Origin of the sequence: Vibrio sp. EJY3 (genome assembly GCF_000241385.1) — a bacterium.
GTDB lineage: Bacteria > Pseudomonadota > Gammaproteobacteria > Enterobacterales > Vibrionaceae > Vibrio > Vibrio natriegens.
This window is the reverse complement of record NC_016613.1, coordinates 1,510,449-1,536,936: the sequence shown is the minus strand read 5'-3', so window position 1 is coordinate 1,536,936 and position 26,488 is coordinate 1,510,449. Positions and strand designations below refer to the sequence as shown.

Genomic DNA, 26,488 nt, shown 5'->3' with positions numbered 1-26,488 from the left:
TAGCAAGGCTTAGAATACTCATGAATGCACCTCTTTACGTTTGATTAAGCCGGTTACACCCTTAGGCAGGAATAGCGTGACCAGAACGAACATTGCGCCTAAGCTAAACAGCCACACTTCCGGAAGCGCTGCGGTTAAGTAGGTTTTGGCGTAATTGACAGCTAAAGCACCAACCACCGCACCGTACAATGTTGCACGTCCGCCAAGCGCCACCCATACGACAAGTTCAATTGAGTTAAGAGGAGAAAATTCTGAAGGGTTGATGATGCCCACCTGAGGGACATACAACGCACCTGCAATGCCAGCGAGTACCGCAGAAAAAGTGAAGATAGCTAACTTGACGTATTCCACTTTGTAGCCGGTGAAACGAGTCCGAGCTTCAGCATCACGAACGGCCATGGCAACTCGACCTAAGCGGCTAACGACAATGAATCGACAAGCCATATACCCTAATCCAAGAGCGATGCCAGACAATGCAAACAGCGTCAAGCGCGTCGAATCCGATTGCAGGTCAAAGCCAAGGATATCTTTAAAGTCAGTTAAGCCATTGTTACCGCCAAAGCCCATCTCATTGCGGAAGAAAGCCAGCAGTAATGCATACGTCAGAGCCTGAGTGATAATGGATAGGTAAACACCCGTTACACGCGAGCGAAAAGCAAACCAGCCAAACACGAAGGCGAGTATTCCAGGCGCTAACACTACCATCAACATTGCAAACCAGAACTGGTCAAAACCATGCCAGAACCAAGGCAGCTCTTGCCAGTTAAGGAAAACCATAAAGTCCGGCAGTTCTGGATTGCCATACACGCCGCGATCACCAATCTGACGCATCAGATACATACCCATCGCATAGCCACCCAGCGCAAAAAAGGCGGCGTGACCTAAGCTCAGAATACCCAAATAACCCCAAACCAAATCCACTGCGACTGCCAGTAGCGCATAGGTCAGATACTTACCCATTAGCGTGACGGTGTAAGTCGAAATATGAAGTGCAGATCCTTCTGCAAAGAACAGGTTCAGCGCTGGAATTAAGCAAAGCGCCGCACCCAATACAATCAAAAACATCAGTGTAGAGCGATCGAACAATTTTGATTGATGATCCATGATTAACCCTCCGCCGAGCGACCCTTCTGAGGGAACAAGCCTCGGGGTTTCTTCTGAATAAATAGAATGATAAATACCAGCACCAGGATTTTAGCCAGAACGGCACCAGCCCATGGCTCCATGACTTTGTTTGCGATACCAAGCGACATACCAGCGACGAGAGTTCCCCACAAATTGCCGACACCACCAAACACCACGACCATAAATGAATCGATAATGTACGCCTGACCTAAATTTGGTCCCACGTTGGTGAGCTGACTAAGCGCGACACCAGCAATGCCTGCAATACCAGAACCGAGACCAAAGGTCATTGCGTCAACCCATTCCGATTTCACGCCCATTGCTCTCGCCATACTGCGATTTTGCGAAACAGCGCGAACTTCAATGCCTAAACGGGTGTAACGTAATACTGCAAACAACAGAGCAAAGACGATCAAACAGAAGATGATGATGTAGAAACGGTTCAGGGTCAGACTTAGCAGCGGGTTAATTTCAATCACACCTTGCATCCAGTCCGGTGTTGATACCGAACGGTTCAGTGGAGAGAAAATCGTGCGTACGGTCTGTTGCAAAACCAGGCTGATACCAAACGTCGCCAACAAAGTTTCTAACGGTCGTCCGTATAAGAAACGAATCACACCTCGTTCGATCAATATGCCTACTGCTCCAGAAACTAAAAATGCCACAGGTATCGAAACTATGATTGACCAGCCAATATGATTCGGCATCAACGTTTGAATCACGTATGTGGTGTAAGCGCCAAGCATGATCAGTTCACCATGCGCCATGTTAATCACGCCCATAACACCAAACGTAATCGCCAGACCAATTGCGGCAAGCACCAGAACGGAACCTAAGCTCAGACCAAAAAACAAGGTTTCACCAAAATGTGCCAGACTGACGCGCTGCTCTATCAAGCCGAGTGCTTTGTTTGTCGCATTGGTGAGTGTTTCATTAGGTTCTGTGGCTAAAAATTGGGTAAGTGCATTGCGCGCGGTTGGCTGATAGCTATCACCCAGTGTTGCTATCGCTTGTTCTTGTGCCGCTTGGTCGCTCGAATGTTCTAGTTGATATATTGCTAGTGCTGTATCTAAAACTTGTTGGACATCCGAGTCTTCTTCACTAAGTCTCGCTTTTTCTAGCAAGGTATACGTTTGTTCGTTCAGGTCACCCATAAGCTGTGTCACCGCATTGATACGGGTGCCTGAATCTGGGTGACGGATATTAAGCGCTGCCAACTGGGCTTTAATCTCGCCGCGAATCTGATTATTAATGCCAATTTTTTTGACAGAACGACGTTTGACTGATTGAGGTTCTGCTGTCTCTTGAGCAAAAAGTGGGGTGATTAAATATTGACTGCCCTTTTTCTCCACAACTTTGACCAGTTGCTTAGATTCTTTATCAAGATAAATATCGCCACTGAATAACAGCTCTAATACTTGAATTGAACGTTCGTCGCCACTCTCACCAATATTGATAACCGCCTGGCTGATTTGATCATAGTCTCGCGTCGCTAGGCGTTGTAGCTCACTCTCTAACCCTGTCGTTGAGGCTAGAGTTTGAGCAGATAAAAAAAGGCTAAAAAGAACAACGGTAACATGCGAAGCCGAGGAAAATATCCCATAGCAACATTGAGTTAGTCGCTGAAAAATGGATGCGTAAAACATCGTAGGCAAACCTCTGGTTAAACGAATATTCTTCTCGAGTGAACGGAAAAATAAACAAAAGACTCGAATAAGTGACAGTGCCACGTATGAGTTAAAGGCACTGTCACTAACGTTTAACGATTGAACTCTGCTATGAGAGCGTGATGGTCAACTTAGAAGTTTTGACCAGAACATTTGCCAGTTTTGGTGTTGTAGTTACCGCAAGATAACGGTTGACGCCAATCCGAGATAAGGTCTTTTGAACCCGGTAGGAAATCCGACCATGCATCACCAGCCACTAATCCCGACGTTTTCCATACCGTTTCAAACTGGCCATCGTCTTGGATTTCGCCGATAAGAACGGGTTTAGTGATGTGATGGTTAGGCATCATTGCGGAGTAACCACCAGTCAAGTTAGGAACGGTCACGCCGACAAGCGCATCACCAACAACAGCTGGATCGGTTGTGCCTGCTTTCTTAACCGCCTCAACCCACATGTTGAAGCCAATGTAATGCGCTTCCATTGGGTCGTTGGTTACGCGCTCATCGTTCTTGATGAACTTGTGCCATTTTTCGATGAACTCGTCATTCACGTCGGATTCAACGCTCATGAAGTAGTTCCATGCCGCCAAATGGCCAACCAAAGCAGAGGTATCCATACCGGACAACTCTTCTTCACCCACAGAGAATGCCACTACAGGAATGTCATCTGCTGAGATACCTTGGTTACCTAGCTCTTTATAGAACGGTACGTTAGCGTCACCGTTGATGGTAGAAACCACTGCTGTTTTCTTACCTGTAGAACCGAATTTTTTAATATCTGAAACGATTGACTGCCAATCAGAATGACCAAACGGCGTGTAGTTGATCATAATATCGGCTTCAGCCACGCCTTTTTCTTTTAAGTATGCTTCAAGAATTTTGTTGGTAGTGCGCGGGTAAACGTAATCTGTTCCGGCTAAAACCCAACGCTCTACGCCTTGATCAAGTAGGTAGTCAACCGCTGGAATGGCTTGCTGGTTTGGCGCGGCACCCGTGTAGAATACGTTTTTCGATGACTCTTCACCCTCGTATTGAACTGGGTAGAACAATAGACTATCGAGCTCTTCAAAAACAGGAAGGACAGACTTACGAGACACCGACGTCCAGCAGCCAAATACTGCGTCGACTTTATCTTTTGAAATGAGCTCACGCGCTTTTTCAGCGAACAGTGGCCAGTCAGAAGCTGGGTCCACAACCACAGCTTCAAGCTTTTTACCTAGTAAGCCACCTTTTTTATTTTGTTCATCAATCAGCATCAACATCGTGTCTTTGAGTGTTGTTTCACTGATTGCCATGGTGCCGGATAGAGAGTGAAGTACACCGACCTTGATGGTGTCTTCTGCCATTGCGTACCCACTCAGTAATGATGCCGCTAATACCGAAGTCGCCAAGAAATTCCGTTTCATTTGTCTTCTTCCTTTCAATAATTTGTTGATAACAAATACTAATTCACGTCGCGATGTTACTTATCCAATGGATAAATCCTGCTGACTAAATGAACGAGTTTGAGTATTGACCAGAATGGAAAGTTTGAATATGCGCGGTTCGTGCATAAAAACTACGTATAATTACGCATAGGTGGAAAAATAAATGCGAGCTATAATTGCGCGCGTACAAGGTGCACAGGACGTGCATTTGATAGTTTGAGCCACCAAATCGAAAAGTACTTTTACTCAAACGACACTGTTAATTCTCAAGGATGAAGAGTTATCTCTATACAAAAAGTCACCGTAACCCGACGCAAATACAATAAATTAGTCGGTAACGAGCTGCTCGAAGATTTCGCGTTGCGCTTTACTGCTAAGCGTGCACGAAAATGGTCGGCCAGTTGGATCGCGAATACCGCACTCGGTATCGTTTCGTTTTTGGTGCTCGAAGCACTTGGTGGCACGATCACGCTCAATTACGGTGTCACCAATTCACTTTGGGCGATTCTCGCCGTTGCTTTGGTCGTCATTTTTTCTGGTATACCCATCTGTTATTACGCCGCGAAGCACGGAGTCGATATTGATCTACTTAGCCGAGGGGCGGGTTTCGGCTATATCGGCTCTACCATCGCCTCGCTCATTTACGCCTCATTCACGTTCATCTTCTTTGCTCTGGAAGCGGCGATCATGTCGATGGCTATCGAACTGTTGTTTGATATACCTTTGGCTATCGCTTACGTGATCAGCTCCGTCCTCGTTATTCCCCTTGTCGTACTTGGGATTACCAATATCGGGCGCTTTCAAATGTGGTCTCAACCTATTTGGCTGATGCTACAAATCATACCGTTGATCTACGTTTTTACTCATGAAGACGCCAAGATTGATGAATGGCTAAGTTACACAGGCGTAAACGATGTCGGCCCTGACTTCAACTGGCTACTTTTTGGCTCAGCCTCAGCAGTACTGCTTGCGGTTGTGGCTCAAATCGGCGAGCAAGTGGACTTTTTACGTTTCCTTCCTGCCAAAGAGCGTTGCGGTAAACTAAAATGGTGGAGCGCCATGCTGTTAGGTGGCCCCGGTTGGATGATCTTCGGTTCGATGAAGCTTGTGTTAGGCAGCTTTTTAGCTTGGTTAGCCATCAGTCACGGTGTGCTGCCGAATCTTGCCGGCGATCCTGCACACATGTATTTTACCGTGTTCAGTTATACCTCAGACAACACGCAACTGGCTTTACTGGCTGCGGGCCTGTTCGTGATCATTTCCCAGTTAAAAATCAATGTGGCAAATGCCTACGCTGGCTCACTAGCTTGGTCAAACTTCTTTTCACGCCTAACTCACCACCATCCCGGCCGGGTGGTTTGGATGGTATTCAACGTATTAATTGCCCTGCTTTTAATGGAACTTGGGGTCTATCAACTCATTGAGCAGACATTGCAGGTCTACTCCGTATTAGTACTGGCCTGGATAGGGTCCATTGTCGCAGATTTGGTGATCAATAAACCTTTGGGGTTGAGCCCTAAAACCATCGAATTCAAGCGCTCTAAACTTTACGACATTAATCCAGTTGGTGTGGGGTCCATGCTGATAGCCTCCGTTATCGGCATTACAGCTCACCTGGATTTTTACGGAGAAGTAGCCAGAGCCTTTGCTTCATACATCGCTTTTGCGTTGCCGTTTCTGACGGTGCCGATCATCGCATTGCTCACCAAAAGCCGTTATTACTTGGTTCGCAACGATATCATCGTATCCAGTAACGATGAGGAGCACCAATGCTCAGTCTGTGAACACACCTTTGAGCATGAAGATATGGCACTATGCCCGGCGTATGGGGGTCATATCTGTTCACTATGTTGCTCGTTGGATGTCCGCTGTCATGATAACTGCCGTCCTGATGCAACCTTTAGCGCACAATTAAAACAGATACTGTCGCCCTACTTCTCCTCAACTTGGGTTAATCGGCTTTCATCCACAATTGCGCACTTCGTCATTGTGATGCTGACAGTAAGCTTAGCGATGGGAAGTATTCTGGCACTGGCGTATTCTCAAATTCCCCAGCTAGAACAAGTGCACATGGATTCCATTTCAAATGGATTAATTAATGCGTTTGCTCTTCTGCTTATCCCAATTGGCATCATCAGTTGGTTGTTCGTTCTAGCTCGTACGAGTAACCGAACAGCTGTCAAAGAGTTAAAATCGCATACCGCGCTGCTGACTAAAGAGGTGAACGCGCACCACAAAACTTCTCAGGCATTACAGCAAGCGAAACGTTCAGCAGAAACGGCGAATAACGCCAAAAGCCGATACCTCGCGAGCCTGAGTCACGAGTTGCGAACCCCGTTAAACATTCTGCTTGGCTATGCGCAATTATTGAGTTCAGACAACAAACTGGACAAACAAACGAGACAGTATGCTGAGGTTTTAAAACGCAATGGAAAACACCTGTCTGACATGATCGAAGGCTTGTTAGAGATTTCAAAAATTGAAGCGGGACGCTTAGAACTACACCGAGATGAATTTAGCCTCACCGCACTGCTGGAACAGCTCGTCGATATGTTTTCCATGCAAGCAAAACGTAAAGGGCTGGAGTTTGAATTTGAAACCTCCGGTTACTTACCGACGTTCGTTGCAACAGACAAACAACGCTTACGCCAGATACTCATCAATTTGCTGGGCAACGCGATCAAATATACCGAAACAGGCACCATCATTTTTAAAGTGAGCTATCGCAATCAGGTAGTGCATTTTACGGTGCAAGACACAGGCATTGGTTTATCCGAACAAGATTTGGGGCTGATATTTAAACCATTCGAACGGATTAAAAACCAAAAGACCGAAGCGATTCATGGCTCCGGTCTGGGGTTAACCATTTCGAACGCATTAGCGGAGATCATGGGCGGTGAAATATCCTGTACCAGTAAAGTCGACTACGGCAGTGCATTCGTATTAAAGCTGATGCTCCCTGAAGTAAAAGATGGACGTCCTGAACCGGAGCTTTTAAGCGATGCCGTGATTGGCTACAACGGGGACCGCAAAACGATCATGATCGTTGACGATATCGAAGATCAACGTCAATTGATGTCTCGAATTCTGACGCCTCTGGGCTTTAATGTTTTGTTGGCAGAGAATGCGCCACAAGCTCTCAAGCTAGTAAAACAGCATCATGTCGATCTGTTTATGCTGGATATTTTTATGCCACAAGTAAATGGCTGGCAACTGGCGATCCAATTGCGCAAGGAAGACTTCCGCCAACCCATCCTGATGTTATCCGCTAACATTCAAGAACTGGAAACCAATAACCAACTCCAACGCTACCATAATGACTATTTAACCAAGCCCGTTTCTGTGCCTATGTTGCTTGCCAAGCTCAATCGCTTACTCGACATTGATTGGCTTTATGATGAAACCAGTAATCAAGCATCAGACCTCAAAACCGAGGCCGTTCACGTTCCGCACCAAACGATCCCGACTTATGAGCAATTGGTTAAGCTACGTGAATACGCAGAAATTGGTTTTTTGTCTGGAGTGAGCGGCGAACTAGAGAAAATCGAACAGGGTTTAGCTGGAAGTGGCGATTGGGTTGAGAAGCTGAAACAACACCTGCAGGAATGTAACTTCAACAATATTATCTTGCAAATAAATGGAATGATTAATGAGCATTATAACAAGCAATAACATCACAGTGTTGGTCGTGGATGACTCACCTGAATCTCTCAGCATGTTAAACGCCACGTTGAATCAGGCTGGGCTTACGGTACTCGTCGCGCTCAATGGCGTTCAGGCTCTCACTATTGTTGAGAAAGTGCAGCCCGACGTGATCTTGCTTGATGCCATCATGCCTGAGATGGACGGGTTTGATACCTGTATTCGGCTGAAAGAGCTTTTGCCTTCAACACCCATTATCTTTATGACTGGCTTAAATGACTCGAAACATGTCATGCGTGGTTTTGAATCCGGCGGCACCGATTACATCACCAAACCCGTCGTTCCTGATGAAGTCCTCGCCCGAATCAAAGTCCATAGTCAATCTGCTCGTCTGGCAAAATCGGCACAAGCGGCTTTAGATTACGCGGGGCAATATATTTTTTGTGTCTCCAGTAACGGTAATCTGGAATGGGCGACGCCTCATGCTCAAGAGTTACTTTCTTCACTGGGTGACGACTTTTCTGAAACATGGCAAAAAATCCAACAAGATATCGCCATTTGGTTGATGCAGTCCCCGGCAGATACCCCACTCACCTTAAAACAGTTTTCCCCTCCGCTAGAAGCCAGTTACGCGGGCGATTACAACCGTATTCACTCGCTAGTGCGTATTTCGACGCCCAAGCAAAACGGTTCAGAGAAAGATCTTCAAACCCATCTGGGTTTAACCAGAAGAGAATCACAAGTGCTCTATTGGCTTTCATTTGGAAAGACAAACTGGGAGATTGCCCAAATTTTAGAGATGAGCCCTCGAACGGTGAACAAGCATCTCGAACAGGTTTATAAGAAGCTCGACGTCGATAACCGTACCTCAGCAGCAAGCGTATCAATCAGAATATTAGAGCGAGCATAAGTCAGTCTGACTATCCTACCCTTAAGCACTTTTACTAAAGCAGTAAAAGTGCTTACGTTATCCGGGAATTGACGGGTTATTCGCTAAAACACTTCTTAATAAATTCCGCTGCAGCCATCGCCCCCTCTGGGGAAATTGTATGTTGTGTGTGATCTTCATAACGAGCTTCCACGGTAAAACCTAAGTCCGTCAATTGATCTTTCGCTTTTTCACTTTCTGACCATGGAATAACAGGATCACTTTTTCCGTGCACAAGAAACACGGGTATCTCGCAATTTTTTTCATAAGGTTGAGGAGAAGATAGACGCCCTGAGAACGCGACAACTCCCACCAGCGGATAGCGACTACGCACTAACGCATCTAAAGACATAATCGATCCCTGCGAAAAGCCAACAAACACAATCTTGTCTCTGTCCGGATCAATGCCTTGCTCTGAGAAAATCTGGCTAATCGTCTCATCAAAACTTTCTCTGGCTTGAGAAATTCGTTGCGGGCGATTTTCATTCGTCACTCCAATCAGGCTAAACCATTGAAACCCTTCACCACCCTGATCAAAATGAAACGGCGCGTCAGGAGACAAAAATACCGTATCCGGCAGTACAGGCTTCCAGAAATCACCCAGCGCACTTAAATCTTTACCATTGCTTCCAACACCGTGAAGCAAAATCACCACTTGTTTAGACATAACGATTAATCCTTTATACAGTTTTAGAACCCATACTAACCTGAGCCAATGCAATAATTAAATTGTGTTTAACACCATGGTTAACAACACAATTCGTATTTCTTAAACTTGATATCCGCCAATGACATCCTGATTTATTACTTTACGCTGGTGTCAGGTATCGTTGAGTGACTCTTTCAGGGAATCCTGCATGACAACCGTACTCACAAGTCACACTCATCCTTTACAAATAGCTGAAGTCAAAACCCATTCAAGTTATGGTCGAATTGGTATTACATTCTCCACAGGTAAACACGATCGAATAGCCATCGCAAGTATATGGGAAAGAAACCTCGATGTTGATTTAGATACCATTAAACTCTGGGAAGCCCATACCGTTGTTACCTTGCTGGAGTCTTCCGAAATGTTTGAGCTTAAATGCTCAAGTTTGGAGAATAAGTAACGCGTAGAGGAATTAACACCACGTAGCGCAACGTATTATCCAGGAAAATCGATTACTCTATTCCGCAACGTCAAACAAGCTGCGTTCTTCCATGAGCCAAGATCAATCATCGAATTACAAAACTGTACAGGGTTTAACCCGCGGGCTGTATTTACTCAATATACTTAATCGCCTTGATGGTGGTGCGAGTGTGCGTCAGTTATCAGAGTTAAGTGGTATTCACCGAACAACGGTCAAACGTATACTTGAAACACTCAAAAGTGAGGGTTATGTACGTTACAGTGATTCTGACAATAGCTTTCGCTTGACCATGAAAGTGCGAGAGTTAAGTGAAGGGTTTCGAGATGAACAGTGGATCTCTGCAGTAGCCGCTCCGTTACTTGGAGGTTTGTTAGAAAAAGTGGTCTGGCCTACCGACATCACAACTTTGGATGTCGATGCGATGGTAGTCCGCGAAACGACACACCGTTACAGCCGTTTATCATTTCACCGCGCGATGGTAGGACGCCGCTTACCTATCTTACAAACTGCATGTGGACTGACCTATCTCGCCTTTTGTCCGCAAAACGAACGGAGCAATATCCTGACCATTCTCGCTGAGCGAGATGAACCCGAGTATCAGCTGGCCAGAGAACCACAAGAATTAGACAAGATACTGCAACACATCAGAGAAAAAGGCTATGGCGAGAATAACCAGAGCTGGCAACAAGAGAATAAAATCGCGGCTATCGCCGTTCCAATCCATGACGAGGACCGCTTACTTGGCTGTCTGAACCTGGTTTACATTGCTAAAGCCATGTCTTTGGATAAAGCCGCAGAAAACTATTTGGCTGATTTACAAGATGTTGCTAACCAAATTGAATCAGGCGTTTCAGAAAATACGATCCGCTTTGGTTATCCTCTTCAGCAATAAAAAAACCAGTCGCAAGACTGGTTTTTAAGCACTCAAATTACTCAGAGATGGTTTATATCGCTTGTTTCGCCTTTGCGTGAAGCGATACTGTCTCTTGTTTAACGGCAGCGGTTTCTTTGGACAAGTAAACACCAATACCCGTTACTGCACACAACACACAAAACAACATCGCAATGTAGTGTGTATTTGTTCCACCACCGGCCTGCTCAAGTAATGCCTGAGCGATAATTGGCGTAAATCCAGCACCGATCAGTGAAGTTAATTGATAAGTTAACGACAACCCGGTGTAACGAGTACGAGTAGTAAACTTCTCGCTGATAAAAGCGCCCATCGGTCCGTACATGACGGCCTGGATGATCGGGTTACCGATGATAAAGCCCAATAACATCATCCACGGATTTTCGTGACTGATTAATTCGAACATTGGCCAAATCAAAATCATACCCAGTACGACACCAGTCAGCATAACTGGACGACGACCATATCGATCGGAAATAGCGGCCATCAGTGGAATGGTGAATATATGCAGCGTATTCGCAATTGTCAGCATTAATAACGCATCGCTGCGACTGTGACCAATGGACACCGCGTAAGTAAGAGCGAAGGTCGCTAACAGGGATTGAATAAAAAGTGGCGCAATACCAGATAAGGTGCCTAAGCCAATCTCTTTAGATGAACTACGAAACAGCTCAACAATTGGCACGCTGGCGGATTCAGATTGTTGTGCTTCTTTGGCTTTTGCCTGTTCAAAGTCAGGCGACTCCGTTACCCTGTGACGTAGATACAAGCCAATCACTACCAGCAATGCCGACAATAGGAACGGTATACGCCAGCCCCAGCTCATAAACTGCTCTTCTGGCATTAACGAAAATCCGCCCAAAACCAGAGTCGCAAGTACAGCGCCTGAAGGCCCGCCTGAGACAGCGATACTTGCGCCCAAGCCTTTGGACTTTTTACCTGAGTGTTCCATTGCCATCAGGGTTGCGCCAGCCCATTCCCCACCAACGGCCAGACCCTGCAAAACTCTTAATGCAAGAAGCGCGATGGGCGCTGCGATACCAATGGTTTGGTAAGTCGGTAGCAAACCGATCAATATCGACACGATTCCCATTACCATCAGGGTAATAAATAAGATCTGTTTTCGGCCATATTTGTCGCCGAAGTGGCCAAAAAGCAGGCCGCCTATTGGCCTCGCAATATAACCGGTTGCTAAGGTAAGAAACGACAGAATGATTCCCAGACCTGGGTCTAAGTCGCTAAAGAACAATGCAGGAAACACCAGACTTGCTGCACTTCCGTATAACAGAAAGTCATAGTATTCGACGGTTGAGCCAAGATAACTTGAAATGACCGCTCGGCGGCTTTCACGCTTTTTCTGTTTCAACTCTGCTTCACGTATTGGATTAGACATATTCCTCACTCCATGTAGGGATGGCCAGTATCGGCGTGGGATACCGGCTCTTAATATTTATTATTTAATGAGTGTTTTTACAGAGAGAACGACTATCGGTTTTTCAGCAAATCAAGCGCAACATCGACGATCATATCCTCTTGACCACCGACCATGCGTCGCTTACCAAGCTCAACCAGAATATCTACGGTATTTAAACCGTAACGCTCTGCTGCACGCTCAGCATGACGTAAGAAACTCGAGTAAACACCGGCATAGCCAAGTGCAAGCGTTTCACGGTCCACACGAACCGGGCGCTCTTGCAGTGGTCGCACAATGTCATCTGCAGCGTCCATCAATGCGTATAAATCGGTGCCATGATTCCAGCCAAGTTTGTCTGCTGCAGCGATAAAGGCTTCTAGTGGCGCATTGCCTGCCCCCGCGCCCATACCTGATAAACTCGCATCGATACGGTTACAGCCTTCTTCAACCGCCACCAAACTGTTGGCAACACCCAAGCTCAAATTGTGGTGAGCATGAATACCCGTTTCAGTTTGCGGGTCCAGAACCTCTTTCAGAGCGCGGAAACGATCACGAATGTCCTGCATGGTCATCGCACCGCCCGAGTCCACAACGTAAATACAGGTAGCGCCGTAGCTTTCCATTTTTTTCGCTTCCAGTGCTAAGTTCTGTGGCGTTGTCATGTGGCTCATCATTAAAAAGCCAACGGTATCCATACCTAGCTTACGTGCATGCTCAATGTGCTGACGGGATACATCCGCTTCGGTACAATGAGTTGCAACACGTACGATTCGCGCACCTGCGTTATAAGCGTTATCAAGATCGTGAACACTACCAATTCCTGGCAATAACAAGGTCGCGACTTTAGCGTGGCTCAGTTCTTCCGCTACCGCCTCAATCCACTCGAGATCGGTGTGAGCGCCAAAGCCATAGTTGAAACTAGAACCTTGTAAGCCGTCACCGTGAGCAACTTCGATTGAGTCAACGTTGGCATTATCAAGCGCACGCGCTATCGACTTAACTTGCTCAATGGAGTACTGGTGACGAACCGCATGGCAACCATCACGCAATGTCACATCTGAGATATACAGTTTTTGTTCATTCATGAGGGTCTTCCTTATTGGTTCAGACAAGATTGAGCGATACGTTCTGCGGTCGCCATAGCCGCACAAGTCATAATATCGAGGTTGCCAGCATAAGCAGGGAGATAATGGGCAGCCCCTTCGACTTCAATAAAGGCAGACACTTTGAGCCCACTGAACTCACCGTAACCCGGAAGCGTAGCTGGCTTGTCTTCGCCAATCGATTCAAACTGCACCGCTTGTTTTAAACGGTAACCCGGCACGTAGCTTTGAACCGCGCTGACCATTTCTTCAATTGATGCGCGGACTTTGTCTTCATCTTTGCTGTCACAAAGTACGTGGACAGTGTCACGCATCATCAGAGGTGGCTCTGCCGGGTTCAGAATGATGATCGCCTTACCTTTTTTCGCACCGCCTACTGTTTCAATGGCTTTAGAAGTGGTTTCGGTAAACTCGTCGATATTCGCGCGCGTACCTGGTCCTGCCGATTTACTGCTGATCGACGCAATAATCTCTGCATAATGCACGGTGGCTACTTGCGCTACCGCCGCAACAACAGGAATGGTTGCCTGACCGCCACAAGTGACCATATTGACGTTATTCTTCGCAAGGTTTTGTTCCAGATTCACGACTGGAACGCAATAAGGACCAATCGCTGCCGGAGTTAAGTCAATCAGCTTAATGCCTGGTTTCGCCTCACGCAGAAGGGCATCATTACTGATGTGCGCGTTAGCCGACGTCGCATCAAAAACGATATCGATGTCATTAAACTCTGGCAATTTAATCAAACCTTCCACACCTTCATGAGTGGTGGTAACCCCCATTCGACGTGCTCTGGCCAGGCCATCCGATTCTGGGTCAATCCCAACCATGACACTCATGGTCAAATGTTGGCTATTGCGCAGCACTTTTATCATTAAGTCAGTGCCGATATTGCCTGAGCCAATAATCGCTACCTTCATGGTTTTCATTTTTCACTCTCCTCTTGTTCTGTAAAGGAGACTGACACACGACCAACTCCTGTAATTTCGGCATCGAAACGGTCACCCGGCTGCACCGCTGCCATCGGACCTAACGCACCCGTCAAAACAACATCACCGGCACGTAATGGCTCGCCGAATGCACTCATGGTGCGAGCCAGCCAAACTGCCGCATTTAATGGGTTACCAAGACACTCCGAACCGTCACCTTGGGATACGACTTCGTTGTTGCGTGACATCGTCATGGTTGCGCCACGGAAATCGAGGCCGTCTACTGTTCGAGCTGGCCCGCCAAGCACATACAAACCGCTGGAAGCGTTGTCTGCTACGGTATCAACAAACTTAATATCCCAGTCACGAATGCGGCTACCGACGATTTCTAAAGCGGGTACAACCCAGCCAATCGCATCCATTACTTCGCCTATAGTCGGGTCACTTTGCGGTAAGTCTTTCGCCAAAATCAGTGCGATTTCCGCTTCAATTTTCGGCTGCATGACCGCTTCATAGGGCACTACTTCATTGTCACCGACACACATATCAGCGAAGAGCGTGCCGAAGTCAGGTTGATCAACGCCTAACTGCGCCTGAACTTTAGGGTTAGTCAGACCAATTTTGCGCCCGACGATACGCCGACCTTGCTCGACCGCTACAGATACATTCATACGTTGGATAGCGTAGGCTTGCTGCACACCGGCGCCTTCGAACTCGTCACGCAGTGGTGAGATTGGCAGGTTATGCAGCTCTGCTTCACGCAGTCTCTGTGCCAGTTGTTCTATCTTGTCAGACATGGTTCTCTCCTTAATGCTGAATGAAGTCGACAACCAAACGGTTGAATGTGTCAGCATGTTCCCACTGCACCCAGTGACCGCACTGGTTGAAAACATGCAGTTGCGCCTGTGGAATGCCTGCCATCAAACGTAAGCTGGTATCAAACGGAACAAAGCGGTCTTGGCGACCCCAAATGACCAATGTATCGGCTTTGATCTCGCCTAATCGCGCAGAGAAATCCGGGAATTGTTTTGGATTGGCTTCCAGACTTTTCACAAAGTTGTCGAGGTGATCCTGACGAGCAAGAATGTTATTCAAACGAGTCTGGAATAGCTCTTCAGTAAGATCGCTGGTATCGAAGACGAAGATATCCATCATCGCTTTTAGGTTTTCGATAGTTGGCTCGCGGTAAAGTTGATTTAGGCGCTTGATACCTTCTGCCGGCATTGGTGTGAACAAGCTCGCACCGCCAGTGCCGCCACCCATCAGAATCAATTTACCTACGCGTTCTGGGTAGGAAAGAGTGAATGCGACAGCCGAGTGCCCACCCATGGAGTTACCGATTAAATGCGCGCGCTCAATATCCAACGCGTCTAGCACACCTTTTAATGCGGTTGCGTTTAGGTCGGAACGAGATTGAGTAGAGACTATTGAGTCACTCTTTCCCCAACCCGGACAGTCGAGAAGGATGACGCGATAACCAGCATTGACTAAAGGCTCAATATTACGGTTAAAGTTAGCCCAGCCCGTAGCACCCGGTCCTGAACCGTGTAGCATCACGACGACTTCACTCCCTTCACCGCAATCGTTGTAATGCAGTTTGAGGTTGAGGTCTCCTTCCTCAATTTGAACAACGTTGCTTGTCTCTTGTTCAGTAAAAATTAGTTTAGACATTCCTATACTCCTCGTTTACAGCTTTAGTTTTTGTGTTCTTTGTTGTGGTTGCACTCATAGAGCCAAATCCGGCGATCCACTCTGGTATCTCGCGGTAATAGCAACCTTCAGTTTTGTAAGATCCGTAAGCAGATAGCGCCGCGCATGCCGCCACCCAGGTTTTCACTTCATGAGTGGACTTTCCGGCAATATCTGACAGGTCCTGATTGTTCATTGCATCCAGCTTGTTTATTTGCCCGTTGGCAAGATCGTCCATAAAGGCGCGATCCCATTCCGGATTTAGTGGATGTAACGTGTTTTGGTCATAGGTAAATTCAACCGCTGCGTTGATCACTCTTTGGGTGCGAGCGATACGTTCATCCTCAGGAAGGCATCGACCACTGCCTTTTAGTCGGTCTGCGATATGCTCGTTGGCAGTGGCTAGCTCAGGTACTGGCGGCTGGTGTGATAAACCGCCGGAAGCCAGAAATAACACGCGTTTGTTTAAGCTCTTGGCGTATTCACCGATGGCTTCACCCAGTAAGCGGGCTCGCTGAAAACCGGGCATTGGGGGCGCAACACCGTTGATAAACACCGGGATAACCGGAACGCGATCCAGACTGCCTAACAGAAACTCGAGAGGTTGAGCGAAACCGTGGTCTACCTGCATGTTGTAAGAAACCGCTGCGTCCACCCCTTTAGCCAGCACGTATTGTGCGCACCCTTCAGCAAGCTCTTGAGGGACGTTTAACGGGCCAGCTAAAGTGCCAAAATCACCAATCGCATGAGCGGCCATTCCGATACAAAACGACGGCATAACATCGTAGAAAAATCCGTTGTAATGATCAGGTGAAAACAGGATCACCAACTCTGGGTCAAATTCATCAATGCGCTTTTTGGCGTCAGCGATAACGCTGTTAACTTCATTGATAACCTCCTGAGGGGGATCAAAATGACCGACTAATGGAGTATGCGACAAGCAGTGCAAATAGGCTTTACTCATATCAAGCTACCTTCTTGTCATTGGTATCAAGTTTAGGAGCCGCGTCGCTGTGCTTAGTTGTGGCGCTCAGTGCCTTACGTACTTGTTGGCAAATGGTGTTGATCGACTGTGGAATAGTGATACTTGCAACGAATCGGTCAGGTCGGATAATGGCTACTGATGCTGGGTAACGACCAAACCAATTTTTTAGTGCGTGGGTTTCATCACCAACACACAGCACATCTGGATGCGTCTGAATCTGTGACTTGAGCTGTACTGACGGAACCACTTGAATAAACTTGGTACCGAGTTGCTGCCAATGCTGGATTTCAGCTTCACTCAACCCCTGCATTGGGTCGGTGCCCCATGCGATGATTGCGAAGTTTTGCCCGATGACATCATCAAGCTTGCTGATCTCATTACCCACTCGCACCATAGGCTGAATAAACAGTTTGCCCACTGGAGAGTCTTTGAGCGCAGGTTTAGGTTCAACAAGAACGCCTTGATGATACTTAGGCATTGGTTTAAAGCGCATTTCAACAAAGTAACGCTTAACAGGCGGAACATAGTTCAACAGCCAAGATACGCCGTCACGCAAGGTTGCCTGCCATTTTTTAGGTGGTGCCAGTACCTTACCGGCTAAAACTGACAGATCGATCATCGCTTTCGCATGGTCACGACGTTCTTGTTGATACGTGTCTAACAGGCTTGGATCCGCCAGCCCTTTAACCACTAAAGAGAGTTTCCACGCCAGGTTATTTGCATCGCGCATACCGGAGTTGTAACCCTGTCCTTGCCAAACTGGCATAATGTGCGCCGCATCGCCTGCTAGCAGAATTCGACCTTCGCGGAACTTACCAGCAAGACGGGCATTGTGGGTATAAACACGCTGACGGATAAATTTGATGTTTTCCGTTGATGGCAGCACTTTACTCAACAGACGATCCATATTTTCTGGCTTGCTGAGTTCCTCTTCGGTTTCACCCGGCATGACCATAAACTCAAATCGACGAATACCTTGTGGTAGAGCCGCTGATACATATGGACGTTCAGCGTCGCAACATAAGTAAATGTTAGGGGTACCAATTGGATCGTTTTCCAGATCCATTACGATCCATTGGTTTGGTGCGGTTTCACCATCAAACGAGATGTTCAAATTACGACGGACAAAACTATTACCGCCATCACACGCAATCATGTATTTTGCTGAAATTCGCTCTTCTTCACCCTTTTCGTTAGTGAAGTTAGCCCAGGTTTGTTCGTTATCTTGGCCAAAGTTAACCAGTTCACGTGAGAACAGCACTTTGACATTCGAGAAACGGTCTAATCCTTCATAAAGCGCTCGGTCGGCCTTTGGCTGAATAAAAGCGTTTCTTCTCGACCAACCAAACTCGTTAGTATTCGGTTGAATATCTGCGAAACAACGGCCTTTAGGGGTTAGGAAGCGCATGGCATGATATGGCGTTGTGTAAGGCACAACTTCTGAAGCTAACCCTACAGCCTGAAACGTTCTTAAACTCTCGTCATCAATACCAATCGCGCGAGGGTAATCGATTAGTGTCGGCAGTTGTTCAATCACAGTGACGTTAATGCCTTGTGCGCCGAGATAGTTTGCAATCATTAAACCGACTGGACCAGCCCCAATAATCATGACTTCTGAATCATAATGGGCAGTCGAGACCGTTTTCGGGGAAGTGGATACTGTCACTTTGAATTCTCCAGGTACGTTCAAGTTATGGGAACCCTATTTGATCACGTAGATCGCTAGGGAAAGGCCTACTCATTCGCGTTCTGAAGGAGTCAGGCTGTATAAATGTTTTTATTTTGTTACTGAAACGTACATCCAGAGCGGTTATATCCACAACCGCAACTCAACTTTAGGTGCACATAGTGCACAATGTTGTTTTAACTTGTTTTTATATAATTACACCTCGATAAATTGGGCTGTGAGCACAGCTAAATTGAGCAGATTTCGCCAATATTTAGTGATGCAAATCTCGATTTTTTAAACGGCAAAGTTACACGTCTGTAACAGTAAGGCGACAGATAGTTGTGAAAAGTTGTAAAGCAAAGGGAGGTATAGATTTTGTTAGAAAGGAGTAAAAGTGGTTAAAAAGCTGGTCTGATTGCTGATGAAGAGAGTTTGAAAGTAAGAATTAAGGATGCGTTAAAAATAATAACAACGCGAGAAGCTCCAGGGCTGAAGCTTAAAAACGAGGCCGATACATTTTGTATCGGCCCAGTTAAAGACTTACACCGTCTGTTTAAAACACGTGGAACCTACAGCAAGAATGCGCCATAGGCTAAACTTGCGCAAATTACATAAGTTGGGTGCACTTTGAATTTTTCCAGACACAGACCCGCGACGACAAATAGGAAGGCAAAATGTCCCCAACCCGCTTCGCCACCAGACATAATCAGTTTGTAGCTCAGCAATAGCATCAACGTGAAAATGATTGGTAAAACCCACGCGCCTAACGCTTTTACTTTTGGCGAGTTACGGTATTTGTACAGCACACTCATCGCAAGCACCATGATGATAATGGTAGGCGCTACCGTCGCGAACACGGCGATAAACGCGCCAAGCGTTCCACCGACTTCATAACCTATATAACCCGCCATTTTCGTCGCAATCGGACTTGGCAGTGCGTTGCCTAATGCTAGTACTTCGGCGAACTGGCTGGCATTCATCCAACCATACTGACCAACAACTTGCGCTTCAATCAAAGGAATGATTGCAGGACCACCGCCATAACCGACGATGTTAGGAATAAAAAATGCTAAGAAGATATCGATATAAAGTTGCATACTTATCCCTTTTTATTTTCTGGTTTTAGACTTTGCTCAGCCGTACTAGGCTTTGGGTCAGGTTTCACCAATACGGCAAGAAGTACTGCTGCGACAACCAGACCCGGGTGTACACCCAATACCACAATAAACAAAATAGAAAGCGCAATACCAATACCCGTCGCAATTGCGCCAAGTGATTTGTAGCCCTTCAGTAAGAAGTCATAAGTAAGCTTGGCCATCATCCAGGAAACTACCGGCAATACCCCTTGAGCCATACCCGCTACCCAAGGCTTATCACGGTATTCATTTAATAAGCCTAATCCCGCAATCATGACGATAATCAGTGGAATAATCGTCATGATCACTGCATTGATACATCCGATCTTCCCACCTACTTTATAGCCAATATAACCCGCCATTTTAGTCGCAATTGGGCCAGGAAGTGTATTACCGATGGCGAGTACGTTGGCAAACTCGTCATCGGTCATCCATTTATAGTTGTCGACCACTTCTTTATGAACCAAAGGGATCATCGTGGGGCCGCCACCAAATCCAAACAAGCCTATGCGGAAGAATGCACTGGCCAGATCTCGTTGTGTTTTCATCGTTCTTTGTTACCTTGCTGATTATTTTATTTATAAACCGTTTGCTCTAACCACATCATACTCGAAGCGGTTACCCACTGATCTTGTGGACAGTCTATCATGGCCTCAATATCACTTAACTGGTGCTCTCTGTCATCGTATACACAAACAAATACCCGGTCACCATCAAGCAACTGATGGTCTTCTCCATAAGATGTGTAACACGGTGCGCCAATCGCAATAGTGATTTCACTTGGTTGATTCGCCTCAATGAACAAGCTGTGCGTATTATGCATCGCGCCATCATCGGCTTGGTGGTTAATTGTCTCTACTAACCAGTCGGTTAACGATTGATAGAAGACATTGTATTCTGTTACCGACACGTCTTGGCTGCACAAGTGCCATTGCCCATTCCGGCTATGAAAGCCGCACAACCTGAGATGATCAAGCGGTGTCTGCTCAGAAAATGAGTCAACAGGAATATCTAGTTCGGCAATACCCTTACTAAATGCGCCCCAGTTTTTCTTCTCAGCTAGCTTAGATACCGTTTTATTGCGGTAGGTTGCATCATTGATTAACGTCAGCGCAAAAGGAGTAAGAGCGGCAATCTGGCCTTGCTCTGTATAGGTAACGCTGCATTTGATCGCAACCTCAGGCTCCATCTGAACCTTGGCATCTTGCTCTTCAGGCAACACCAATTTAGATGAACTGAAAGGCATCTGCCCGAGATAAGAGTCGCTAAGCTCACGAACAAACATAGGAAACAGCGCTCGTGGGCGCTGTGCTTCCTGATGTTCCTTTTTTTGTTGCTCGCTGAACGCAGAGATCTCTCCGGTCTGTGACAGATAACCCGGCGAGTTTCCTGCAATTCCCAGCACAACGGAATGTGTCAGTGGTTGTTTAGTTTCCATCCGTTTTGCGCTCCTGCTGGGCTAGAATCATTTGTGTTAAACACTGTAAAGCTACTGCCACGTCATCCTCTTGAACACTTTCCAGTGGATTATGACTAATGCCTTTATCACAGCGAACAAATAGCATTGCAACTTCAGTTAGATGGATCATCGCAAGCGCATCATGCCCAGCGCCACTTGGTAGGAATACCGGTTCAGATTCGGTTACTCGAGAAACAATCTCTCCCCACTGACTTTGCAAAGCGTCATTACAAGGTACCGCGCTCGCCTGATAGAGCAATCGATTGGAGAAACTGACTTCACGACGCTTTGCAATCGCGTTAAGTGCCGTTAGTAGATCGTCACACGAGCTCTCCAGTTGCTCCTGATTCAAGCTGCGGATATCCACAGTAAAGTTAACCTCACCGGGAATAACGTTGACTGAACCTGGCGAAACCTCACACTTACCGACTGTCGCTACAACTTTGTTTTCAGTTTTGCTCTGTTCGGTCGCATAGTTTTCTATCGTCGAAATCATCTCAGCTACAGCGCACAACGCATCCATGCGCATGCCCATTGGAACTGTACCTGCGTGTCCAGCTAAACCTTTCACCTGAAACTGAAAACGTTTTGCGCCAGCAATACCAGTCACAACACCAACAGGCTGATTTTGAGCTTCAAGCACGGGGCCTTGTTCAATGTGCACTTCCAGATAAGCCATCACGTCATCTGACGAACGGCTATCTTTCCCTACCTCTTCCGGAGACAGACCAAACTCAACCATAGCCTGTGACATTGTCACGTCATCGTTATCTTTCAGGGACAGCCAGTTTTGGTCAAATACACCCGCAACTGCGCTTGAACCAATCAATGTACTGTTGAAGCGGGTGCCCTCTTCATCGGCAAACGCGACAACGTCGACGTGGAATGGCAACTCAACATCCTTGAGCTGCTCCAACGAGGAAATACCAACCAGTATCCCCAGGTTTCCGTCATATTTACCCGCATCCGCAACCGTATCACTGTGAGAGCCGATAATTAGCGTTGGCATGGTAGGGTTGGAAGATACCTTCCTTCCCCATTGGTTCCCAACACTGTCCTGCCATGTTTCAAGCCCAGCTTGTAGCATCCATTCGCCGAGTTGATGGTGCGCCTGCTTATGTTCCGGCGATAAGTAGGTACGTTTTAATCCATCTTGCATCGACGTAAACGTAGCCAAGTGGTCAGCACGTTCCATAATGCGTTGGGCATCCAATTTACTCATCCTTGATTCACCCTCTTAATGGCATTAAACATATTTTTCCATCGCAGCAATGACTGCGTGTCCCGGAATGATTTTGGCTTTATTACGGATAAGGATGGCTTCCAGCGCAGCAAGCGTGGTTAATACTGCTTCTTGGCGCGCGTTGTAACCCATTGTACCGATGCGCCAGATTTTGCCGTCCAATGGACCAAATGACGTGCCAATCTCAATACCAAAGCTGTTAAGCAGTTCCTGACGTACTTTGTTGCCGTCCACTTCTTTAGGAATGTAGACACCCACAACGTTGTTCATTTTGTACTTCTGGTTACCAAACAGCTCTAAGCCCATTGCTCTTAGGCCGCATGCCATTGCATCACCCGCTTGTTTGTGACGAGCAATCACGTTATCCGCGCCTTCTTCAAGGTAGATACGTGCACATTCACGCGCCGCGTAAAGCATACTGGTTGCTTCGGTGTGGTGGTTAAGACGCTCTGGTCCCCAGTAATCCATAATCATCGACAAATCGAAGTAGTTCGAACGAATGATCTCTTCTTCACCCGCCGTGTGGTGATCAGCGCGAATACCTGCTTCGACGTGTTTACGACGATTGATCAGTTCGGCACATTGATCGCTCAGCGTAATTGGAGAACTACCAGAAGGACCGCCAAGACATTTTTGTAGACCAGCTGAAACCGCATCTAGATTCCACTCATCGACCTTAAGTTCATTACCTGCAATCGATGCTGTTGCATCACAGTAGAACAACACGCCATGACGTTTACAGATTTCACCAAACTCTGCCAGTGGCTGGTTCATGGTTGTCGAAGTATCACCTTGTACCGTCGCCAGTAGTTTTGGCTGGAATTCTTTGATTGCTTTTTCTACCAGTTCCGGTGGACACACTTCGCCCCACTCAACGTCAATGGTTTTGACTTTTGCGCCAACACGATTCGCGATTTCACTCAACAGGTGGCCAAAACGACCAATAATTGGGATAAGTACTTTATCGCCCGGCTTAATCACTGAGACAAGTACTGCTTCAATACCTGAACGAGCCGTACCGTCAACCAGCATGGTTTGTTGGTTTCGTGTTTCGAATACACCGCGATACAGCGACTGAACTTGCGTCATGTAGCCCGTCATAACCGGATCATATTGACCGATTAAAGCCTGTGAAATGGCTTGGTGCACACGTGGATAGGCATTAATTGGGCCAGGACCCATCAACAAACGTTGTGGTGGGTTCAAAGTTTCAAATAGCGTTTGAGTTGTCATTATCTCTCTCCTAAAAATATATCGCCATCGCTGCGAGGGTCACTCGTTGCGTCTGCCTGTCCTTGCTGATCCAGGGTTATTGCTCCCGCGTGTCCCATCAGCTCACTCAAGTTTTCAACCTGAGTCACTTGGTGGCCCATCTGCGTTAATGTTTGCCCGTATTCGCTGTACAAGTCTTCTTCAAGTCGTAAATTGTTTGTCGCATCACCCCATGTTCTGCCGAGTAGCCATCGAGGCATAGACACCGCTTGTTGCAGAGACATGTTTTGATAAATGTGTCGGCTGAATAAACAAGCCTGAGTTTGCGGTTGCCCTTCTCCGCCCATCGTTCCGTACACGATGCGTCGTCCATCTTTAAGCTCAGCATAAGCTGGGTTCAGTGTGTGGAACGGCTTTTTGCCAGGTACTAAAGCATTGTGATGTTCGCTATCTAGCGAGAAGCTTTTGCCTCTGACGTTCCACATAATTCCGGTTGAAGGAAGTACAACACCTGAGCCAAACTCCCAGTAAACACTCTGAATAAAACTCACCATTGTGCCGTATTGGTCGGTTGCGCCCATCCAGATGGTGTCGCCCGGCTTTGCCTGATAAGGCCATGGCTGAGCCTTGGTTAATGAGATACGCTCTGCGCACTCTGCCACCACACTTTCATCTAAGTACTCTTGCAGTGGCTTGCTTAAAAAGCGTTCATCGGTAACGACTTTGTCGCGAATAATAAATGCTTGCTTCGTTGCTTCGACGAGTAAATGAATATGATCTAGCTCTGAGTTTGCTTGCGATGCTAAGCGATCGTATATCGCTAAAATTAATAACGATGCCAATCCCTGCGTCGGCGCACCCAGGTTATAAAGCTGGCCTTTTGAGGTCTCAACGTTTAACGGGGTCGTAACCAATGCCTGATGCTGATGAAAATCTTCAATCGTTAGCGGACTTCCCGCCTGTTGAAGCTCTTTTGCTGCCAGTTCTGCAATCTCACCTCGGTAAAAGTCATCCAACCCTACCTCGGCCAATCTTTCCAGTGTTTTTGCCAGCGCCGGGTTGACCACTGTTGCACCAAGTTTTAACGTTTCACCGTTATCAAGGAACAAACGGCTGAATTCGGCTTCATCTTTTAAGCGCTCAAAGGTTTTTACACTCGCATCGACAAGGCTTTGTGTAACTTCAATGCCGTTTCTTGCAGCGTCAATAGAAGGTTGTAACAGAGTACTTAAAGGCAGTTTACCACCGTCGATTTCCAGCGCTTTTTGCCAACCGGCGACTGTGCCAGCCATGGTAATAGACGCTTCGCCACCTTTTTCAGGCAGTTCGGTGCCCAATGCACGGTAGTGGTCAGGATCGATGGATAATGCCGCGGCTCCGCATGCATCTATGGCAACTGGTGCTTCTCCCGGCTTACTGATTAGCCAAAATCCGTCACCGCCAATGCTGTTCATATGAGGGTATTGCACCGCAATCATAGACGCAGCCGCGACCATCGCTTCAGCAGCCGTTCCGCCTTTTTCTAAGATTTGTTTTCCCACTTCCGTTGCTTTGTGATGCGGGGCGGTAAATGCGGTTTGAAACACCATTAAGACTCTCCTTTGATTAAAGACGACGCTGTCGCAATCAGATCGTATTCGCTGTTAGCAGACCCAAGTAACGACACACCACAAGGTCCATTTGTTACGTTATTCATTGGGATATGAAGTTGAGGGAATCCACTTAAACCCGCGAGACTGGTTAGCCCCATAAGATCAGAGCGATATTCCGCTAAGTCTGCATCTGGAGTCGTGAGCTTAGGTGATTTTCCTGGGGTGGTCGGTAATACCCACAACGTATCCTTGTCCGCAAGTTGCTCAGCTAGCCAGCTGGTAAACTTAGCTTGTTGTTCTTTCCCTTTACGATAATCTTGAGCCGAAATGGTACGCGCCCATACAACTCGTTCTTGTATTGCTGGTGCCAGCGTATGTTGCCACTCATCAAGCCACGCGCTGTGGCGGTCAATAATTTCGTAACCTTGGATGGTTCGGAATAATGCGCTTAATTCGCCAAGGTCATAGCCTGCGTCTTGCAGAGCATTGCTGTATTCAAGCTGAATATTTGCACTGTCAGCCCACTGCTTCAGTTCCTCTAGTCGTTCATTTCCCAGAGTTTTTGACAAGCTTTGATCCAAAATCAGTGTTTTCGCGACAGTTTGAGCCTGAGTTTCGGGGCCAAGACATGCATACACGTTTTCCAGCGTTGATAGATCTCGACTGAATACACCTGCGGTATCGAAGCTTTCAGCCAGTGTGAAACTGCTTTCTAGTGACAACTGACCCAATGTTGGGCGTAAGCCGAAAAGACCGCAGTAACTCGCTGGAACACGAACCGAACCACCAGTATCTGTTCCGATAGAAAAATCAACGTCACCTTTTGCTACCGCGACAGCGCTGCCACTTGAAGAACCACCAGGTAAACAGTCAGGCGCTAAAGGATTAACTGGCGTGCCATAGTGAACATTAATACCATTCAGGCTGTAAGCTAGCTCATCCGTTTGAACTCGGCCTTTGCACTCTGCTCCTGCATTTAAAAGCGAGATGATGAGAAGCGAAGTACTTTCTGCTTTGCTGTGAGTCTCTAGCCACTTAGGGTTTCCTGCTCCGGTGACATATCCCTCTACGTCAAAGAGATCTTTAAAGACAAAACTCAATCCATTCAGTGAGCCTTGCTTTAAAGCCGGTAGGTAATCAGGTCCTTGGGTACAATAAATACGTTGATCGATTTCCATTCTTTCTTCTCATTCCTTTGAAGTAAACAAGCAACCACTTGTTGAGTTAC

Annotated in this window: 22 protein-coding genes; 4 read left to right on the top strand and 18 right to left on the bottom strand. The window is 46.9% G+C overall.

Features of this window, described 5'->3' with window-relative positions; all coding sequences use genetic code 11:
- Nucleotides 1-18 precede the first annotated feature (18 nt).
- The 3 genes from urtC to urtA all read right to left on the bottom strand — a co-directional run bounded on the left by urtC (nucleotide 19) and on the right by urtA (nucleotide 4,198).
- A complete protein-coding gene (urtC, locus tag VEJY3_RS06995) occupies nucleotides 19-1,104 on the bottom strand; it encodes an urea ABC transporter permease subunit UrtC (RefSeq protein ID WP_014231738.1) in 1,086 nt (361 codons plus the stop codon).
- Nucleotides 1,105-1,106: 2 nt separating this feature from the next.
- Entirely contained in the window at nucleotides 1,107-2,771 is a 1,665-nt protein-coding gene (urtB, locus tag VEJY3_RS06990) for an urea ABC transporter permease subunit UrtB (RefSeq protein WP_014231737.1), read from the bottom strand.
- A gap of 152 nt (nucleotides 2,772-2,923) precedes the next feature.
- The gene (gene urtA / locus VEJY3_RS06985; protein ID WP_014231736.1) at nucleotides 2,924-4,198 is read right to left on the bottom strand and encodes an urea ABC transporter substrate-binding protein; all 1,275 of its coding nucleotides are present in this window, start codon (nucleotides 4,196-4,198) and stop codon (nucleotides 2,924-2,926) included.
- A gap of 381 nt (nucleotides 4,199-4,579) precedes the next feature.
- Here urtA and VEJY3_RS06980 point away from each other — a divergent pair, with 381 nt between their 5' ends.
- Complete coding sequence (locus tag VEJY3_RS06980) at nucleotides 4,580-7,891, top strand: ATP-binding protein (RefSeq protein WP_014231735.1); 3,312 nt, start codon at nucleotides 4,580-4,582, stop codon at nucleotides 7,889-7,891.
- A complete protein-coding gene (locus VEJY3_RS06975; RefSeq protein WP_014231734.1) occupies nucleotides 7,869-8,771 on the top strand; it encodes a response regulator in 903 nt (300 codons plus the stop codon). Before VEJY3_RS06980 ends, VEJY3_RS06975 begins: the two co-directional genes overlap by 23 nt.
- A 76-nt stretch (nucleotides 8,772-8,847) precedes the next feature.
- Here VEJY3_RS06975 and VEJY3_RS06970 read toward each other — a convergent pair whose 3' ends face one another.
- On the bottom strand, nucleotides 8,848-9,456 hold the full coding sequence (locus VEJY3_RS06970) for an alpha/beta hydrolase (RefSeq protein ID WP_014231733.1): 609 nt from the start codon (nucleotides 9,454-9,456) through the stop codon (nucleotides 8,848-8,850).
- A gap of 190 nt (nucleotides 9,457-9,646) precedes the next feature.
- Here VEJY3_RS06970 and VEJY3_RS06965 point away from each other — a divergent pair, with 190 nt between their 5' ends.
- Both VEJY3_RS06965 and VEJY3_RS06960 read left to right on the top strand, forming a co-directional pair.
- A complete protein-coding gene (locus VEJY3_RS06965) occupies nucleotides 9,647-9,898 on the top strand; it encodes a hypothetical protein (protein WP_014231732.1) in 252 nt (83 codons plus the stop codon).
- Nucleotides 9,899-9,989: 91 nt separating this feature from the next.
- A complete protein-coding gene (locus tag VEJY3_RS06960) occupies nucleotides 9,990-10,811 on the top strand; it encodes a DNA-binding transcriptional regulator (protein WP_014231731.1) in 822 nt (273 codons plus the stop codon).
- 52 nt (nucleotides 10,812-10,863) lie between these two features.
- Here VEJY3_RS06960 and VEJY3_RS06955 read toward each other — a convergent pair whose 3' ends face one another.
- The 14 genes from VEJY3_RS06955 to VEJY3_RS06890 form a co-directional block, all read right to left on the bottom strand.
- Nucleotides 10,864-12,222 (bottom strand): MFS transporter, encoded by a 1,359-nt coding sequence (locus VEJY3_RS06955; protein ID WP_014231730.1) that lies wholly within the window; start codon nucleotides 12,220-12,222, stop codon nucleotides 10,864-10,866.
- 92 nt (nucleotides 12,223-12,314) lie between these two features.
- On the bottom strand, nucleotides 12,315-13,328 hold the full coding sequence (gene dmpG / locus VEJY3_RS06950; RefSeq protein WP_014231729.1) for a 4-hydroxy-2-oxovalerate aldolase: 1,014 nt from the start codon (nucleotides 13,326-13,328) through the stop codon (nucleotides 12,315-12,317).
- A gap of 11 nt (nucleotides 13,329-13,339) precedes the next feature.
- Nucleotides 13,340-14,275, bottom strand: coding sequence for an acetaldehyde dehydrogenase (acetylating) (locus tag VEJY3_RS06945; protein ID WP_014231728.1), 936 nt, complete (start codon nucleotides 14,273-14,275; stop codon nucleotides 13,340-13,342).
- The gene (mhpD, locus tag VEJY3_RS06940; RefSeq protein WP_014231727.1) at nucleotides 14,272-15,072 is read right to left on the bottom strand and encodes a 2-keto-4-pentenoate hydratase; all 801 of its coding nucleotides are present in this window, start codon (nucleotides 15,070-15,072) and stop codon (nucleotides 14,272-14,274) included. Before mhpD ends, VEJY3_RS06945 begins: the two co-directional genes overlap by 4 nt.
- A gap of 10 nt (nucleotides 15,073-15,082) precedes the next feature.
- A complete protein-coding gene (locus tag VEJY3_RS06935; RefSeq protein WP_014231726.1) occupies nucleotides 15,083-15,946 on the bottom strand; it encodes an alpha/beta fold hydrolase in 864 nt (287 codons plus the stop codon).
- The gene (locus VEJY3_RS06930; protein ID WP_014231725.1) at nucleotides 15,939-16,928 is read right to left on the bottom strand and encodes a 3-carboxyethylcatechol 2,3-dioxygenase; all 990 of its coding nucleotides are present in this window, start codon (nucleotides 16,926-16,928) and stop codon (nucleotides 15,939-15,941) included. The genes VEJY3_RS06935 and VEJY3_RS06930 overlap by 8 nt, the downstream gene beginning before the upstream one ends.
- 1 nt (nucleotide 16,929) lies before the next feature.
- Nucleotides 16,930-18,615, bottom strand: coding sequence for a bifunctional 3-(3-hydroxy-phenyl)propionate/3-hydroxycinnamic acid hydroxylase (locus VEJY3_RS06925; protein ID WP_202796680.1), 1,686 nt, complete (start codon nucleotides 18,613-18,615; stop codon nucleotides 16,930-16,932).
- 572 nt (nucleotides 18,616-19,187) lie between these two features.
- A complete protein-coding gene (locus tag VEJY3_RS06920) occupies nucleotides 19,188-19,715 on the bottom strand; it encodes a chromate transporter (protein WP_014231723.1) in 528 nt (175 codons plus the stop codon).
- A 2-nt stretch (nucleotides 19,716-19,717) separates the two neighbouring features.
- Nucleotides 19,718-20,302: a chromate transporter gene (locus VEJY3_RS06915; protein WP_014231722.1), complete on the bottom strand. Its 585-nt coding sequence runs from the start codon at nucleotides 20,300-20,302 to the stop codon at nucleotides 19,718-19,720.
- A 26-nt stretch (nucleotides 20,303-20,328) separates the two neighbouring features.
- Nucleotides 20,329-21,192, bottom strand: a complete 864-nt coding sequence (locus tag VEJY3_RS06910) for a DUF5718 family protein (RefSeq protein ID WP_014231721.1) — start codon at nucleotides 21,190-21,192, stop codon at nucleotides 20,329-20,331.
- Nucleotides 21,182-22,435 carry an allantoate amidohydrolase gene (locus VEJY3_RS06905; RefSeq protein ID WP_014231720.1) on the bottom strand — a complete coding sequence of 418 codons (1,254 nt, stop codon included), beginning with the start codon at nucleotides 22,433-22,435 and terminating at the stop codon, nucleotides 21,182-21,184. Before VEJY3_RS06905 ends, VEJY3_RS06910 begins: the two co-directional genes overlap by 11 nt.
- A gap of 24 nt (nucleotides 22,436-22,459) precedes the next feature.
- A complete protein-coding gene (locus VEJY3_RS06900; protein WP_014231719.1) occupies nucleotides 22,460-23,689 on the bottom strand; it encodes an alanine--glyoxylate aminotransferase family protein in 1,230 nt (409 codons plus the stop codon).
- The gene (locus VEJY3_RS06895; protein WP_193387281.1) at nucleotides 23,689-25,254 is read right to left on the bottom strand and encodes a gamma-glutamyltransferase family protein; all 1,566 of its coding nucleotides are present in this window, start codon (nucleotides 25,252-25,254) and stop codon (nucleotides 23,689-23,691) included. Before VEJY3_RS06895 ends, VEJY3_RS06900 begins: the two co-directional genes overlap by 1 nt.
- Before the next feature lie 2 nt (nucleotides 25,255-25,256).
- Nucleotides 25,257-26,438, bottom strand: a complete 1,182-nt coding sequence (locus VEJY3_RS06890) for an amidase (RefSeq protein WP_014231717.1) — start codon at nucleotides 26,436-26,438, stop codon at nucleotides 25,257-25,259.
- Nucleotides 26,439-26,488: the final 50 nt, after the last annotated feature.

What these genes read in the sequence shown, in the direction of transcription:
- VEJY3_RS06960 (WP_014231731.1), top strand. Translation starts at nt 9,990, where the DNA reads ATGAGCCAAGATCAATCATCGAATTACAAAACTGTACAGGGTTTAACC.
- VEJY3_RS06930 (WP_014231725.1), bottom strand. Translation starts at nt 16,928, where the DNA reads ATGAGTAAAGCCTATTTGCACTGCTTGTCGCATACTCCATTAGTCGGT.
- urtC (WP_014231738.1), bottom strand. Translation starts at nt 1,104, where the DNA reads ATGGATCATCAATCAAAATTGTTCGATCGCTCTACACTGATGTTTTTG.
- VEJY3_RS06975 (WP_014231734.1), top strand. Translation starts at nt 7,869, where the DNA reads ATGAGCATTATAACAAGCAATAACATCACAGTGTTGGTCGTGGATGAC.
- VEJY3_RS06910 (WP_014231721.1), bottom strand. Translation starts at nt 21,192, where the DNA reads ATGGAAACTAAACAACCACTGACACATTCCGTTGTGCTGGGAATTGCA.
- VEJY3_RS06900 (WP_014231719.1), bottom strand. Translation starts at nt 23,689, where the DNA reads ATGACAACTCAAACGCTATTTGAAACTTTGAACCCACCACAACGTTTG.
- VEJY3_RS06915 (WP_014231722.1), bottom strand. Translation starts at nt 20,302, where the DNA reads ATGAAAACACAACGAGATCTGGCCAGTGCATTCTTCCGCATAGGCTTG.
- VEJY3_RS06945 (WP_014231728.1), bottom strand. Translation starts at nt 14,275, where the DNA reads ATGAAAACCATGAAGGTAGCGATTATTGGCTCAGGCAATATCGGCACT.
- VEJY3_RS06905 (WP_014231720.1), bottom strand. Translation starts at nt 22,435, where the DNA reads ATGAGTAAATTGGATGCCCAACGCATTATGGAACGTGCTGACCACTTG.
- VEJY3_RS06970 (WP_014231733.1), bottom strand. Translation starts at nt 9,456, where the DNA reads ATGTCTAAACAAGTGGTGATTTTGCTTCACGGTGTTGGAAGCAATGGT.
- urtA (WP_014231736.1), bottom strand. Translation starts at nt 4,198, where the DNA reads ATGAAACGGAATTTCTTGGCGACTTCGGTATTAGCGGCATCATTACTG.
- mhpD (WP_014231727.1), bottom strand. Translation starts at nt 15,072, where the DNA reads ATGTCTGACAAGATAGAACAACTGGCACAGAGACTGCGTGAAGCAGAG.
- VEJY3_RS06955 (WP_014231730.1), bottom strand. Translation starts at nt 12,222, where the DNA reads ATGTCTAATCCAATACGTGAAGCAGAGTTGAAACAGAAAAAGCGTGAA.
- dmpG (WP_014231729.1), bottom strand. Translation starts at nt 13,328, where the DNA reads ATGAATGAACAAAAACTGTATATCTCAGATGTGACATTGCGTGATGGT.
- VEJY3_RS06965 (WP_014231732.1), top strand. Translation starts at nt 9,647, where the DNA reads ATGACAACCGTACTCACAAGTCACACTCATCCTTTACAAATAGCTGAA.
- VEJY3_RS06935 (WP_014231726.1), bottom strand. Translation starts at nt 15,946, where the DNA reads ATGTCTAAACTAATTTTTACTGAACAAGAGACAAGCAACGTTGTTCAA.
- VEJY3_RS06890 (WP_014231717.1), bottom strand. Translation starts at nt 26,438, where the DNA reads ATGGAAATCGATCAACGTATTTATTGTACCCAAGGACCTGATTACCTA.
- urtB (WP_014231737.1), bottom strand. Translation starts at nt 2,771, where the DNA reads ATGTTTTACGCATCCATTTTTCAGCGACTAACTCAATGTTGCTATGGG.
- VEJY3_RS06920 (WP_014231723.1), bottom strand. Translation starts at nt 19,715, where the DNA reads ATGCAACTTTATATCGATATCTTCTTAGCATTTTTTATTCCTAACATC.